Source organism: Fictibacillus sp. b24 (assembly GCF_030348825.1).
In the GTDB taxonomy this organism is placed as follows: Bacteria; Bacillota; Bacilli; order Bacillales; family Fictibacillaceae; genus Fictibacillus.
This window is the reverse complement of sequence record NZ_JAUCES010000005.1, coordinates 2,745,907-2,760,512: the sequence shown is the minus strand read 5'-3', so window position 1 is coordinate 2,760,512 and position 14,606 is coordinate 2,745,907. Positions and strand designations below refer to the sequence as shown.

Here is a 14,606-nt window from a genome sequence, read left to right as displayed (position 1 = left end):
TTATGGAAAAGATATTACAACAAATTGCAAATTGGATTAACAGTAGTGATGGAAGAATAATCATTGGAATTTCTGGTCATGGTGCTTCTGGAAAGACTACGTTTGCCAATAATCTTGTAAAACTTCTCGAACAAGACGATGTGAATTACATAAATACAGATCCCTATATTGTTGGGTCTAATCTTAGAAAGAACACGGTTATTGATTATGAATATGAAGGTGTAACGCATCAGTACAAAATGACAGCGTGTCACCCGGACGCTCACCAAACATTTGCTTTAGAGCGCGACCTCCATATGATCAGAGATGGTTTAGATGTTTATTCAATCGGTACCAATTATGTGAAAAGCACGTTGATTTCTTCACAAAAGAAAATAAATATCGTTGAAGGAATGAGTGTAGCGTTTGTGGATCCCAATTTGTTTGATTTGAAGCTTTACTTCTATACAGATGGGGACACCGAGTTGAGTAGAAGAGGGATTCGAGATATAAACGAACGAGGTATGGACATGAATTTTCTAATGCATTCTCATAATGAACGTAGAATTCAATATGACCTATTTATGCACAGTTATCATAGGAATTTTGATGTGGTAATTCAAAACTCTAACAAAGAATTCACGGTTGAAAAATATCGTTTATCTGATTAAATCATTTTCAGAATTACGAATAAGACAAAGGATTTAAAGATGAATGTAAGCAGCTTAATTAAAGTCCAGAGCAATGGGGTTTTGAGGTTTTAGATTGGAAAGAATTGTCTCATCGAGTGTATCTAGCAAAAACGGATAAGAACAATTACATCATTAAGAAAAAGGCGAATTTAGAAAGTGCACTAACAGAAAAAGTACTGTTAAAAGAATTAAATGAAGGGCTTATAAAAGTTAGTTCAAATGCCTGTTTTTAATAACTCAGGCGAATTTACTTTTTTACATAATGACGAAATATACGGAATTTATGAATATTTGGTTGGTGATATTATACAAGCGAAAGATGCATTAGAAAATAATTTTATATCATATTCGCTTGGTCAGACTATTGGCTGTCTGCACAAAAGTTTAAAAGAATCAACGATAATGAATAAATATCCTGATAGAAACTTACATCAGATCGTATATGAATGGGCATCCAAGGAAGTCTTGAACGTGCATGAAGATATTCAGTTAAAAAACATTTACATGTCTATAGAAGAAGGTTTAAAAAAGATAGCAAACGAATTGCCAAAGCAACTCATTCATCGAGATCCCCATGTATCTAATTTTATTTTTAAAGGCGGTCAACTAGAGGGCATTCTTGATTTTGAAATAGTAGAAAATAACGTAAGAATTTTTGATATTGGTTATTGCGCGACAAGTGTACTTAGTGAAATCTTCGCCAACGATAAATTAAGAGAGAGATGGCCGGAATTTATTGCTCAATTAGTAAAAAGGTATTCAAGTGTAAACCAGTTGAACACCATTGAAATACATTCTATTTGGCATGTAATGCTGTGTATACAAAGTATATTTATGGCTTTTTTCTGTCATGATTCTAATCTTTTTGAGACAAATAAACAACTGTTTCTATGTATCTATGAGAATCGTTACAAAATAGAAGGGTCACTAATTAGATAATAAATCTGCCCTTTAGTAAAAAACACTTTAGATTTAAATCAATTTTGCGAAAAAATAAGGAGCGATATCATTGAATATATTGGAGTATCGATTGGAAGATAAACGATTAGTAAAAACTTTAGAGGAACTCTCTGGTTTGGAAACTAGTATTAGATTCTTTGTTAATTATTGGGTTAACGAGGGAATAGTATATGAAAACAGGGGTAACTATTTTATAAATGGTAAGTATCAAATTGATTTGTATGAATGCAAAGATGAACAGCCATATGCTGATGTTATTGAGAAGGCACCGAATACGATTGAATACCGTTTGTTTCATTCTGGCCGAAAAATAATTAAAGAATCTACTGAAACGAATTTAGAGGAATTGCTTTTAGCTTTGTCTCTAGATAGCGTTACAATTGAAAACAGTACATATAAACGTTTATCCCTTGAATTTGATGAAGATAGAAAAGTGTACGTGTACTATTTAAACGGGTAAAAATATTTTGTGATTAGCATCGCCAACCATGGTGGTGCTTTTTTTACTTTATACCAAGAAAAAATACAAATATTTGTAAAGTATCAACACTCCTTATTATTCCTAAAATTGATAAAATTGTTAGTATATACAATGTAGGGGGAGTAACATGATAAGAAAACTATCAAATGTTGACAAAGAAGTTCTAGTTAGATTCCTAAGTCACAAACCTTCAGAAAACTTATTTCTTTTATGGGGTATTGAAGCATTTGGCTTTACTAATGAGATTCAAACCTTTTGGGGGGAGTTTAACAAATCGCATGAGCTAAAAGGTGTCCTTTATAAATTTAAGGATAAATACACGCCTTTTGGTATAGAGGGTTTTGATATTGAGGGATTTGCATCAATTATTTCAAAAGATACAAGTGCAAGTCTTTTAGCTGGTATTGAAAGTATTACAAATCAATTCAAACCTTTTTTGTCTAATAGAATCATTCAAAGTAAAAGTCATTATTATGCTGAATTGAAATGTTCGACTAAGATGAATTTTAATTCCAACCCTGAAGTTCATATTGCTACTTCTGATGACGTACATAAAATCATTGAACTGTACAGACTTATCCCAGAGTTTGAAGGAGACAACCTGGATCCTGAAAATATTGTGAGAAATATAGAAAACGGTTGGTCAAGAAACTACTACATGGAGAAAGATGGCCATTATGTATCTGCAGCTTCCACAGTTTGTGAGAATCGTTTTTCTGCTATGGTATCAGGTGTGTGTACATTACATACTTATAAACAAAAAGGATATGCAACGAAATGTATGGAGAAGCTTATCCTTGATTCTCAGTCAGAAGGAAGAAACTTATGTTTGTTTTATGACAATCCCGAGGCAGGGAAAATCTATAAGCGTTTAGGTTTTCAAGATATTGAGAAATGGTCTATATCAATATTATAAAAGTACTTTCATGATAGATTGGAAGCATGTTTCTTCAAGAAGGAGAAGTGCACTTACTTATTGAATGTAAAACTGGATAATTGAATAAGCCGTGCGTTTTATAAGGAGAGTAAGATGGATATTAAAGAGATTATTAAAGAGTTAAATCAAAATGAAATACTAGGTTCAGAAATAATAGAATACAAGCCATTAACTGGTGGTACTGTAAGCGAATTGTTCCTTCTTCATACAAAGGATGAAAATCATTATGTTGTGAAGTCAAACGAGCCGAAAATTACTCAATCAGAGGCGGATTATCTAAAAAGCTACGCTGAGCTGGAACTGTTACCAAATTTTCATTTTGTCGAACCATCAAATTCATATCTAGTCTATTCATTTATTGAGGGCTCTACCAACTATGTAAGAAATAGCAAACAGGAACTGCTCGTTAGACTTGTTCAAGAACTTATTAATCACTATAAAACAGTTCCTGATAAGAATGGCTGGGGCTGGGCGGATGAAACCACAGATTCCTGGTACTCTTTTCTTTTGAACAGAACGATTGATGCCAAAAACGTGCTGAAATCCTATTTAGATGAAGAGGATCATCATCTTGTATCCAACCTGGTTCAGAAAGTAAAAGATCTAGAGGTTCAACCCTATTTATTGCATGGGGATCTTGGTGTTCATAATTTTATATTTCATAACGGGCAATTGATTGGTGTAATAGATCCGACTCCTGTTATTGGAGATCCTCTTTATGATTTGATTTATGCTTTTTGTTCTTCGCCAGATGATCTAACGCAACAAACAATAGAGGCTGCAGCACGTGTTTTAACGGTTGATGGCATTCAGGTGAATTCAAACTTATACGAAAACGTGCTAATTGGGCTGTATCATCGATTAGCAACTTGTGTAAAACATCATCCGGATGATTTAAAGGAATATCTAAACGCTTGGTATGAGTGGAAGAATTTAATTTAACCATATAGTCATTTTCCGTTGAAAGCCTGAGATTCACTCAGGCTTTTTATTATACAAATGTTTCTGAAGGAGAAGTGCTCTTTTTGTTGAAGTATGGGGAAAGCAGTTTATAAGGGAGAGTGAGGAAATGAGTTTATTTAAGACTCAATATGACTGGATTCGCCGCACAAGAGAAACGTTATTTACTTATTGCGAATCGATTTCATCTGAAGACTATGTGAAGGAGCTTGAAAGCTTTGGCGGAGATTCCATTCGCAGTCTTCATGTTCATGTAGCGGAATGTTATCACGGTTGGTTAGGAGCTCGGGCACTGGCCAAGTCGATTCCTCCAATAACACCAGAGTCCATTCAAAATGTACAGGAAATGCGGAAAGTGTTTAGAAAAACGGATGAATTGGTATATGAATTTCTGAATGAGTTTGAAGACAAATGGAATGAAACCATAGAAGTAACGTTTAGAAGTGGGGATAAAGCTGACTTCACTTCATTATGGCTTTTTACACATACTACCACTCACGAATTTCATCACAAAGGGCAAATCGTAAAGATCGGAAGACAACTAGGCTACGTCCCTCCTGAGACAGACCTTGTTGAACCAGAGGTAAAGAAATCAGCGAGAGTTTAGTTAATTATTTTGCACTGTAAGGTGGAGGTGGGGGTATATGGACACTTCAAGTTGTCGGTTCATGTCGACTCGCTGATAATGGTCAATACTCGCCGGATTATCGCTTAAACTCGCTGGAATATAGCCAGAACTCGCTGGAATAATTCCAAAATTTCTTGAATCAGCAACAGTGATACCCACCTAGGTATAAAAGGAGAGCTGATTAATTACTCAAAAGGGCATCTATTCCACTATTTTAAGGAGGAAAATGATTATGGGGATGACGAAGAATCGAATTGACTTGCTTTTAACGGTGTTAGATTCAACCTTTGATAAGGAAAGTTGGTATGCACCGCTCCAACCTGCCATTGATGGAATTACGGCAGAACAAGCCAGTTGGAGACCGCCAGGCGAGGCGACTAAAACAATTTGGGAAAACCTCAATCATCTTATTTATTACAAAGAAAGACTTGTTGCGAACTTGGAAAACCGGGAATGGACAAATCATCTCGATGGTGATGCAACCTTCAATCTCACTGAACATTCAAATGACGATCAGGAATGGAAGAAAGTCGTTGAACGTGCTGAAAATGTCCATAATCGTTTAAAGGAGATACTGAGTAAAACTAATGATGAAGTGCTTGGTCAACATTCACTTGAAGAGAAATTGCTGGATATCTTCCTTCATGACGCATACCATACGGGTCAAATTATGCAAGTTAGAAAGATGCAAGGGTCCTGGCCGTCGCATCGTTAGGCGAGATTATAATAGATAATTGATAAACCATGATTAAAAGCAAATGGATAAGCAATACTAGGAAAGAGTACATTTTAAGGAGGTAGATGTGATGACCAATCGCAATGGCAGTGAAGGAAGCAAAAATCAAGGTTCGCCTAAAGCGCAGCACGATCAAGAGTTCAGCAGTGAGTTAGCGACCGGCGATAATAACAAAGGCAACAAATACCGCTCTAAAATTGGTAGTAAATCACAGAGTAAATCGAAACAAAGTAAAGAATAAAAAATCGTGAGGCACCTCACGATTTTTTTAATGTGAAAAACTTGTAGTGAAAGGGGAAGGGGGTATATTAACGCCCAGGTCCCCATCCACCCCATCCACCAAGATATTGTTGAACCCACCAAGGCCAAACTTGTTGACCGCCTTGTCCCATCTGCCCCATTTGACCAGGTTGACCCATCTGTCCCATCTGCCCCATTTGACCAGGTTGACCCATCTGTCCCATCTGTCCACCTTGCCCCATTTGTCCCATCTGACCCATGCCAGATCCGAAGACAGGAGGGATCGGCCCTTGATATTGAGCAATTCCGTACATATCTGTTTCATGTACTGTTAACGCTCTTACTCCACTAGGTGTAAATACGTTAAGTGTTGCCATCTTACTCGCTTTATCGTATTTAACTACTTGTGCCACAACCTGACCGTATCCAGTGATCGCCGTCGTAATATATTGACCGATAAATTGTTCAATCGTTGAACCTGGTACTAAATATGCTCTTTTACTCTGAAACAAAAAAATCCATCCTTTGTTTATATTTCATTCCGTATATATATATGTTCATGCAAATAATAAGTATGGACGAGAACCTAAAAATGATGATTCATTTAAACAATTAGGAAGATAAACGAACGGATTGAAAGGCTACTTGAAAAAGTAAGGTTTGATTTATATGTTTTCCTGTACATTTGCCTAAACATATTCTAAAACACACCATATACTTAAAAGAAAAGTATTTTACTGAGAAAGGTTTGTTTTAGTGCTTCAACATACTAGATTGAGTGTACAAGAACTATCTAATATATATAAATACGGACCCCATTATGGGATAACCAATATCAAAGGTTTTGGTCAGGTAATCGTTCAGTTTAAAAGCTTTAATTTAGATTTTGCTCAAAACACGGGAACCGTTACTTTTGAAATATTTACTCCATCCGAAGATATTATTGTAACTGTTCCGATACAGGATGCAGTAGGATGGACACCTTATACCGGCCCTATTCCTCCACAATTCGGACATCAAGGCGGTCTTGGTGGCCAAGGTTATGGGCAAGGTCAAGCGTTTCCTTCACAATGGGGAGGTCAAGGTACTTCAAGCGGCTGGGGAACTTGGGGTTATTAATATTAGAAAAAGCTAAAAGAAGCTGTTAAACAGCCTCTTTTTCGTTTTGTGATTGAAGGATGAACATAAGCCACTTTGTCTTGAAACAGAACTTAACTTACATATTCATACTTCCTTGTAGCCTAGGATGTGGCCGGTAGTATCCGATTGGAACTTGAAGCAGACTGGTCTTCCCTCGGTTATTGAGCTGGTGAAGGTCATCATACCAAGGGACATCAAATCCAAGGACGGGGTGCCCGCCCATATTGAGTGCCGAAGCAGCAAGTATTAAGTGGTGACTCAGAAGGCCGGCTTCCATATGCTGAATGCGATGACCTCTGTAGCCAGTAGATTTTTGATAATGATCTCTATTGCCAGCGATGTTAACGGAAAGCGGAATCTGCGCTATGTTCACAAAATCAGATAACAATCCGTCCTGCAGCGAGTTGCGATAATCCCCGGGAGCTATTTGGTGCAATGCATGCTTAGATACGTCATAAGCATACATGCCGTTTGATAACCCTTCTATGTTATACGTACTGAGGGTAAGGGTTACACGCTCAGGAATTTGTTGATAACCTTGATCAAGATCATTGCGGTAAGCACTCCTTGAGACTGTTTCATGTAAAAGAGAAGACAATATGTGAAGCTTAATCGGCTTCAGCACAAAGTCCATCCCTGGTGAATAGCGACTTCGACAGGCAGTGGAGAAATCATAAGATAACGCTTCAACCATAGGCAAATTAATTGCAGCACCGCTAAACACATCTTTTTGTGAATCGACCATTTTGCGTGGTGATGAGAACGTATCCATCATACACGCTTCATTTATCTTAACCAGCATGTGGTAATCTATTATTTTCTTGGATCGAACGTAATGTTGGTGGTGAAGTGCTGGAAGTTCAGCACATAATTTTTTTGCCGTCACCCCATCATGCTTCTTATCACGAAACCAGCTCATTTTGCGGTCAATCGAAAGTGGAATCACCGCATACACACTTTCTTCTTTCTCATCTAATCCGATCAGGTGATTTACGGCGCGATCCAAGAAATGATAGTAGACGCCTGTTTCAAAACCTAGCCGCCTGCCGACTTCGAGCAGCTGCCCAATCGCAAATCCAGCATCTAAGCCTTGCAGCCGATAAGAGAAGTTATGATATTTGAAAAAGTTCTTCCAAAAAAAAGTTGAGATAAACACTGCTCCAAAGGAAGAAGAGATGTCACAGCGGCTGCCGAGTGCTCGGTCTACATAATCATCAAAGTTTCCTTCCCTTAAACAAACCAAGCGATGGTGTGCCACATCATAATGATAGATGCCAGCTGCGGCATCCTCTAGTTTTAAATAAAGATAAAGTTCGTTCGGATAGAGTGCTCCGCCTGAAGGTACAAAGCGCCGGCACGTTGTCCACGTGTCAGCTCCATCACCAAATGCGAACGACTGACTCACTTGGGTGAGGCCGAACGTGTACCACAAAAAGTGACTCACTTCTTTTAACGTTGGTTTAGTGGTTTGCGTCAAAATCTCCGGAATCTCCGAGCTCAGTTCAACTGCAGGCAAACCGCGGTATAGTTTATAGGGAAGCGGGGCGTCATCCCAGTTCACCTCCCAGTCAGGGGGAGTTATCTGATGTGTCTCGTAATGAAGTTTATACAAAAATTCATCAAGGTTCATAACGGTTCCCCCTTGTCACACGGCTCTATGGAAATGGATGAGGATGCGGATTAAGATCGCTAGCTGAAAGAGGCTGCTTCACATATCCGAGCTTTGCTGGAACGGTCAGCACGCGGTCAAGCCCTTCTAGCCGAGTGAGGTGGTGTCCGAATGTCATCGGCAGCATTCCTGGAATCACGACTTTTACACAGTGAAGTCCGTTTCGTTTCAGTTCTGGACCGGTTTGATCCACCACAATGACCTCAAGATTTAGTTTCTGGAAAATATTTAGTACAGCATTTAAATCATCTAACAAATCAGCAGTTTTTCGGACAGGCTGGAATTCTTCTTCAAAACTTTTCACTTGGCGCTTATCAAGCAGGAAATATAAGCGTTTCTCCGCTTCCTTTAATCCATAAACCATCGAATGGTCTTCCATATGGCGAACAAGATCGGAGTCGCGATACATCTCTTCGTATTTCTTACGATTTTTGACAAACGAATCCTCCATGTTTAGGAGCATACCGGATAGTTCCTGCACCGCTCCTTTTACCGCACGAAGGGGATCGAGGTGCGCGCCTGCTGCACATAGGAGGTTCAACCCGTCGTCCTTCGTATTCTTTGCCATTGCCCAAATGCTTGGGATGCCGTTTTCAGTCGTTGCATTAAAAAGATGGATCTCAAATCCGGTAACACTGTGAATGCGCTGAACCATGAGCTGCAGCTCGGAATCATCGATTGACTTTAGATCAAGTCTTGGAATAGGAAGCTCACCGTACCACGTCATCAAAAATGCATCGCGCTCGACGATCTCAAAGATTCCGTACAAAATAGCTTCCTCTAAACTGCCGCCGACCGCACAGCCGTTGGAGGTTTCGTACAGAAAACCTTCTCCGCCGCCTAAGCTGTAATACGCGAACGTCTCTGGTACGAGAAGCGGCCGTTCCTCTGTTAACGAATAAGCCCAAACCCAATGAATGGAACGTTCAAGGTCAAATGGCTTAAACGGAAACCTTTGTTTTTTATATTGTTCCGGAGCATGGGTGCCAAGCGTAAGGGGATTCAGCGCAACATTTTTCACCTTGGAATACGGCTCATACACGACCGTCTTTTTTCCTCTTGGTGCATAACCGCAATATCTCTCGAGTCCTTCTAAAATGCCTGAAAGTTCACTGTGTTGGTATGAATGGGTGCGCCCCGCATTCAATTCGTTTCCTGAAAGCAGCGGCAGGTTCACCACCGTATCAGCAAAAGGGGAGATTAAGTCATATCGTTTGAAATTGAGAAGCCCTGTTCGGCTATCTAAATAATCACGGCTTAACACTTTTTCTAACTCGCTTAACGAGCGGCAGCGATAGCTATCAATGGAGGTCTTCGGACTTTGTTTGAGTGTGATGCATGCGTGGTCATCCGTATCAACTTTGATTTCACCACACACTGCACAATAAGGGTCTGGCAAAAAGAAATGCTGAGACAGTTTGAACGATGTAAGTTGAAGAAAAAGGACGTGCTCGGCCGTAAGCGGTGTTTCTCCTTTCGTAAAGGAATCAACCTCTTCTTTTATTAATAGGGAAGTTTGCGATAATGCTAGAGTGGTTCCCCATGGATCACGCTCTTTGATAGAGTCACGGTTATTCATCACATAGTCTTTTATTTGAAAATGCTCTCGCCGCTCTTGCACTGTCATAAAGTGACGCAGATCGGCACATTGTGAACAGCCTGGTTTGTCAGGGTAAACGAAGGGACCAATGTTTACTTCACCAAAAAATACGAAACTCCGAAGCCAAGGAATAGAGTGCGCCCGGAATATTTCTTCTGCTTTAACATGTTCAGCCGGATCCCATGAATCTTGCAGCAGAAGTGCTAGAGTTTCTTTGTTCGGCACAGCTTCATCTGCCGAACGATAGCGTGTAATCTGATAATCACTGGATAGCTCATTACAAACATAGTCTGCGAGTGTTCCATTTCCAATAACAGCGATGAAGTGCGTCATGACCGTTCCTCCTGTATGAGCGTTATGCCGAATATGCCGTATGTGTTGTCGGTTAACACAGGTTCTGTCAGCAGCGAATAAAACTGTGCTTTAATAGAGTGCTTTTTTAATATGTGAAGTGCGGCAGAGAGCGTTTCTTGAGGACTCTCTTCTTTTATGTCAGAAAGCGAAACGTGACTTCGGGTACTCGTTGGCTTTATGGAAGCGACAGCAACTCCATAAGAGTGAAGTGGTTTTTCTTTATTTTGAGTACTCATGATAGCTGTTTGAAGAGCTCGGCGTATTGCGGCCGTGTCATTTAAGCCGACACTTCCGTACCATTCGTCGTTAACATGTATCCAAACGACTGGAAAACCATGTAGCTTCTTCCCATAATAAAGCTTGATCTCAGGACTTAAAGCGGTAAGTGATTCATTCATAAATTGAATGTGGTTATCACACAACGACTGGATATCCAGCTCAGCTGAAACTTCGAGATCTGTATTCTGTGATTTAAGAAAACCTTCATGAAGTTCGTTTTGCAGTGCCCTGCATAAGCCATCTGCCGCTGTTTGGCCTGTGCCGATGCTCATGGAGTGAGAAAAATCTCCATACAAAGATTTCACATAGTTTTCGATTCCGGTGAGACCTGCATCTAGCCTTGCTTCTTCATGCGTAAGTCCAGAACAGGTTATTACAGGCTGGGGTGGAGCGGGTCCCTCAGACCGAGGATCAGCGACCTGGATCTTGCACTGAGATAACGGGAGCTGCAGCAGTTCCTCTTCTTCCCACGTATAAAAAATGCCGGTTTCTTTTGACGTAATACCATAAAACAACGAATGTAGATCTTTTTGTTGTTCTTTTTCTCTTTTTAAGAATAATTGCGGGTCTTGAATCGGTTCTGCTTGAACATTGCCGTTCACAAGCGGGTGGGGAAGAACGCTGTGCCAGTTTCCTTCAAGTGTTTCCAAGTTCAGTCTGTAAATAGAGTGGTCCTTTTTCTGATCCTGTGCACCGGTTATTTCTTTGAACAGCTCAAAAACTGCCACGTTCGCTAGCAGCGCACAGGCTGTTGATGTACTAGATTCATTTTTTATTGAGGATGACTGATGTACACGGCGGTGAGCGCATTCCCAGCTCAATGTGGATTTTGGCGACACAAGCGGACCAGCAAAAGCCAAATCCTTATTAATCGTAACCGGAAGAAAGTGTTTTCCCTGATCTTTGCAGATTTTCTGAACCGTACGAAGTTGTGCAAGATCGCTGTCTAGTGAACCAAAAATGATGTAGTCATAGTGTTCTAGATTTTCGCTCCATGTTTGCGATTCTGACTTTAACACAGTGATTTTTGAAGTGGAATCTGATTCGCTCGCCGCTGCAACAATTTCTTTCAGCCTTTCGTGATCTTTTTTTTGTGAATGGGTTGGGATGATGGTGAACGCAGAGAGACCAGATTGAATGAGTGATGTAACAAGAGAGAGGAGAAGTGTGCCTGCCCCCATTACAGCCACCTTTGCCTCACGATACCTCTGAAACCGATGCGCACCTGAATCACATATATGATTGATAAATTCGATTTGAGATGCATATTTTGTAAGAATCTGTTCAGGAAGCTGATGCGGAAGATCTTGGCTAAGATCACGAACAAAGCCGTTTTCGTAGAGAACCTGAACGATTTTGAACACTTGGTCTTTAAATGCTTGTGGCAATCCATTTGTTATATGATCAAGGGTGAGCGTGCCATCGAGCATTGGAACAAGTCGTTCAAGCCACTTCTCAATCGTGCTTCCTTCTATTCGGATAGAAGTGACGTTGTTTCGCAGGTACACACCTTGGCTGGATTCAGGATAGATGAATGTATCTCTTTTCACTTTTAAAATCATCGACGGATGAATAGTCTGCATAATAACCCTCCTTACCAAAAGCTCATCATCTATTTTTATGGAGTCTGCTTGTACGTTATGTCTTTGTCTTTGTAGGCTTTTTGGGGTGTATTGCACTAATGTAAAATTAAGGGGATTAATGTGAATATATTGGTTTTCACCCTGAACAAACAAATGATAAATATGTATATTTCATTAATACAGTTTCACTTTAAATTCTTGTGCAGCACAGGGGAAATAGACTTGAATCAAAAGTTATATCTACATTTGATTCAAGCCACATTTTTTTGCCCGCCAGCCTGTTATCGGCCAGGTCCTCCGCAGCGACCGCCGCAACCGCCACAACCACCGCAACGGCCTGCACAGCCACCACATCCGCCGCATCCTCCACAACGGCCAGCGCATCCGCCGCAACCGCCGCATCCACCGCATCCGAAGCACACACCTGCGCAAAAGTTAAAACAAATACCGATTACGCAGCCGGGAATGAAGATACGCGGGTCTTGTGCATGCTGATCGTCAGGATAACGAGGAGTACCGCCACTTACTTGAAAGTCACCCGTATTTAATCCATTAAGATCCCATTGGTGTTTATTATCCAATACAAACACCTCCTCATTTTTTACTTTTCTAGAACGAGTTAAAAAGATTACGCGACATTCGTAAACCTCAAACTCAAATGCCTCATATTAAAATATGGAATCAGTTTGTCCACCGTTACAGGAATGGGTTTAAGAAAGAATTATATGTATTTTTAATATGGATAAGTATATTGGGATTTAGGGGGATAAAGTTTTTGTATAATTAACGGGAGCATATTGAAGTTTGAAAGGAGAAAATGATTCAAAACACCTTCAATACCTATTAACAACTAGAGAGGTTATTTTGAAAAAGAGGAAACTTGGGATTAAGAGTAAAAGGAGATGAGTCCTTAATGATTTACAAAGATATACCCAATCTATTAGATTCTTTTTACCAAAATAATAAAAAGAAATTAAGAACAGGTACGATTCTTTTCGGTCTCATAGAAGAAGAGGAAAGGTGGCATACGCATTTGCAGCCACCATTATCAAGTGAGAAAATCGATCAATTAATGAAGAAGTTTGACAGACCTGCTCTAAATGCATATAGAACATTTTTAACTCATTTCAATGGATGCTATTTGTTTGACCTTGTAAGGATTGCTGGATACGTTGAAAGTTATCGAGGAATGAGTATAGAAGAGGAAGGGTACCAGCCATTCCCTATTGAGTCCATGCAGCAGATGTATGCAAGAAAAAGAAATCCTGAAGACTGGTTCATATTTGCTGATTCCCTTGCGTGGGAATGTTTTTTTGTGATTAATAAAGATGATCAGATTCTTCAAGTGAACAGACGTGGAAAGAAAGAGAAATCTTTTGACAACATGGAAGACTTTTTAAAAGAGTGTATGAACGCAGGGAAGTTTAATCTTGAACATAATATATGGTTTGACTTTAAGTAAAAAGACGGTAAATAGCTTTTCTATCAAACAAAACATTTCAGCATTAATAATATACCTCATTTAGAAAATATACTCATTTTGTTTACAACTGACTTCAAACAGAGAGCAGGAATTATCATTAGTCTAGTGAATAGGGTTAATAAGCTGATATTATACTTTTTTTCTAGGAGGATACCCATGTCCAATAACACAATGATGTCCAAGGTAGAAAATGATCGAGTTCTCGTTCTTGAAAGAGTATTTAACGCACCGCGTGATAAGGTTTTTAAGATGTTTAAAGAACCTGAATACCTCAAACAATGGTGGGGTCCTAGAGGCTGGGAGCTGCCGGTTTGCAACATGGAATTCAAGCCAGGTGGTGTTTATCATTATTGTATGAAGTGTGTGGATCAAAACCAAGGTGAATTTTATGGAATGGAATCTTGGGGGAAAGCCTTTTACAAGGAAATTGTTGAACCAGAAAAAATAGTCTATGTCGATTATTTCTCAGATGAAGATGGCAAAACGAATGACATCATGCCCGCTACAAGTGTAACGGCTGAATTTGTAGAAATGGATGGTAAGACAAAACTAGTAAATCGTTGTGAATATGCTTCTGCTGAAGGGCTCAAAACAGTATTGGATATGGGCGCGATTCAAGGAATTACAGAAACATGGGATCGACTGGAAGAGCTACTTAGAAATAAAAAATAATAAATTTCTAGACTAGTAGTACGCGAATTTATACGCGTACTTTTTTTATTTAACAGACACCCTACCCAGCTTAGAAATAGATAGAATGACCTAGAATTTTGTTGTGCAGACAAGGATATTCTTCAAATTTGTCGAAAATCAAATTAGCGAGGTATATCTAGGAAGTAGGGAACGGTATGTGGGAGTCTATTCAAAGCATGTGCTTGCACGTGG

Annotated in this window: 16 protein-coding genes; 11 read left to right on the top strand and 5 right to left on the bottom strand. The window is 39.5% G+C overall.

Going from position 1 to position 14,606, the window contains the following annotated elements; all coding sequences use genetic code 11:
- Positions 1 to 2: 2 nt before the first annotated feature.
- The 8 genes from QUF49_RS14350 (at position 3) to QUF49_RS14315 (ending at position 5,614) form a co-directional block, all read left to right on the top strand.
- Positions 3 to 650, top strand: a complete 648-nt coding sequence (locus tag QUF49_RS14350; protein WP_289496316.1) for a uridine kinase family protein — start codon at positions 3 to 5, stop codon at positions 648 to 650.
- Between the two features lie 240 nt (positions 651 to 890).
- Entirely contained in the window at positions 891 to 1,610 is a 720-nt protein-coding gene (locus tag QUF49_RS14345; RefSeq protein ID WP_289496315.1) for a phosphotransferase enzyme family protein, read from the top strand.
- A gap of 91 nt (positions 1,611 to 1,701) precedes the next feature.
- A complete protein-coding gene (locus QUF49_RS14340; RefSeq protein ID WP_289496314.1) occupies positions 1,702 to 2,091 on the top strand; it encodes a hypothetical protein in 390 nt (129 codons plus the stop codon).
- A 148-nt stretch (positions 2,092 to 2,239) separates the two neighbouring features.
- Positions 2,240 to 3,028, top strand: coding sequence for a GNAT family N-acetyltransferase (locus tag QUF49_RS14335; RefSeq protein WP_289496313.1), 789 nt, complete (start codon positions 2,240 to 2,242; stop codon positions 3,026 to 3,028).
- A 114-nt stretch (positions 3,029 to 3,142) separates the two neighbouring features.
- Positions 3,143 to 3,991, top strand: coding sequence for a fructosamine kinase family protein (locus tag QUF49_RS14330; protein WP_289496311.1), 849 nt, complete (start codon positions 3,143 to 3,145; stop codon positions 3,989 to 3,991).
- 127 nt (positions 3,992 to 4,118) lie between these two features.
- Positions 4,119 to 4,616, top strand: a complete 498-nt coding sequence (locus QUF49_RS14325; protein WP_289496310.1) for a DinB family protein — start codon at positions 4,119 to 4,121, stop codon at positions 4,614 to 4,616.
- A 259-nt stretch (positions 4,617 to 4,875) separates the two neighbouring features.
- Complete coding sequence (locus QUF49_RS14320) at positions 4,876 to 5,352, top strand: DinB family protein (RefSeq protein ID WP_289497667.1); 477 nt, start codon at positions 4,876 to 4,878, stop codon at positions 5,350 to 5,352.
- Between the two features lie 91 nt (positions 5,353 to 5,443).
- Entirely contained in the window at positions 5,444 to 5,614 is a 171-nt protein-coding gene (locus tag QUF49_RS14315; RefSeq protein WP_289496309.1) for an imidazoleglycerol-phosphate dehydratase, read from the top strand.
- A 67-nt stretch (positions 5,615 to 5,681) separates the two neighbouring features.
- Here the strand turns inward: QUF49_RS14315 and QUF49_RS14310 are convergent, their stop codons facing one another.
- Complete coding sequence (locus tag QUF49_RS14310) at positions 5,682 to 6,125, bottom strand: hypothetical protein (protein ID WP_289496308.1); 444 nt, start codon at positions 6,123 to 6,125, stop codon at positions 5,682 to 5,684.
- A 262-nt stretch (positions 6,126 to 6,387) separates the two neighbouring features.
- Here QUF49_RS14310 and QUF49_RS14305 point away from each other — a divergent pair, with 262 nt between their 5' ends.
- Positions 6,388 to 6,732: a hypothetical protein gene (locus QUF49_RS14305; protein ID WP_289496307.1), complete on the top strand. Its 345-nt coding sequence runs from the start codon at positions 6,388 to 6,390 to the stop codon at positions 6,730 to 6,732.
- 97 nt (positions 6,733 to 6,829) lie between these two features.
- Here QUF49_RS14305 and QUF49_RS14300 read toward each other — a convergent pair whose 3' ends face one another.
- The 4 genes from QUF49_RS14300 to QUF49_RS14285 form a co-directional block, all read right to left on the bottom strand.
- Positions 6,830 to 8,383, bottom strand: coding sequence for a SagB family peptide dehydrogenase (locus QUF49_RS14300; protein ID WP_289496306.1), 1,554 nt, complete (start codon positions 8,381 to 8,383; stop codon positions 6,830 to 6,832).
- 25 nt (positions 8,384 to 8,408) lie between these two features.
- Positions 8,409 to 10,355, bottom strand: coding sequence for a TOMM precursor leader peptide-binding protein (locus tag QUF49_RS14295; protein ID WP_289496305.1), 1,947 nt, complete (start codon positions 10,353 to 10,355; stop codon positions 8,409 to 8,411).
- Positions 10,352 to 12,238, bottom strand: a complete 1,887-nt coding sequence (locus QUF49_RS14290) for a bacteriocin maturation protein (protein WP_289496304.1) — start codon at positions 12,236 to 12,238, stop codon at positions 10,352 to 10,354. The genes QUF49_RS14295 and QUF49_RS14290 overlap by 4 nt, the downstream gene beginning before the upstream one ends.
- A gap of 281 nt (positions 12,239 to 12,519) precedes the next feature.
- On the bottom strand, positions 12,520 to 12,819 hold the full coding sequence (locus QUF49_RS14285) for a hypothetical protein (RefSeq protein ID WP_289496303.1): 300 nt from the start codon (positions 12,817 to 12,819) through the stop codon (positions 12,520 to 12,522).
- A gap of 332 nt (positions 12,820 to 13,151) precedes the next feature.
- Here QUF49_RS14285 and QUF49_RS14280 point away from each other — a divergent pair, with 332 nt between their 5' ends.
- A complete protein-coding gene (locus QUF49_RS14280; RefSeq protein ID WP_289496302.1) occupies positions 13,152 to 13,700 on the top strand; it encodes an SMI1/KNR4 family protein in 549 nt (182 codons plus the stop codon).
- Positions 13,701 to 13,877: 177 nt separating this feature from the next.
- Entirely contained in the window at positions 13,878 to 14,393 is a 516-nt protein-coding gene (locus QUF49_RS14275; RefSeq protein WP_289496301.1) for an SRPBCC domain-containing protein, read from the top strand.
- Positions 14,394 to 14,606 lie beyond the last annotated feature (213 nt).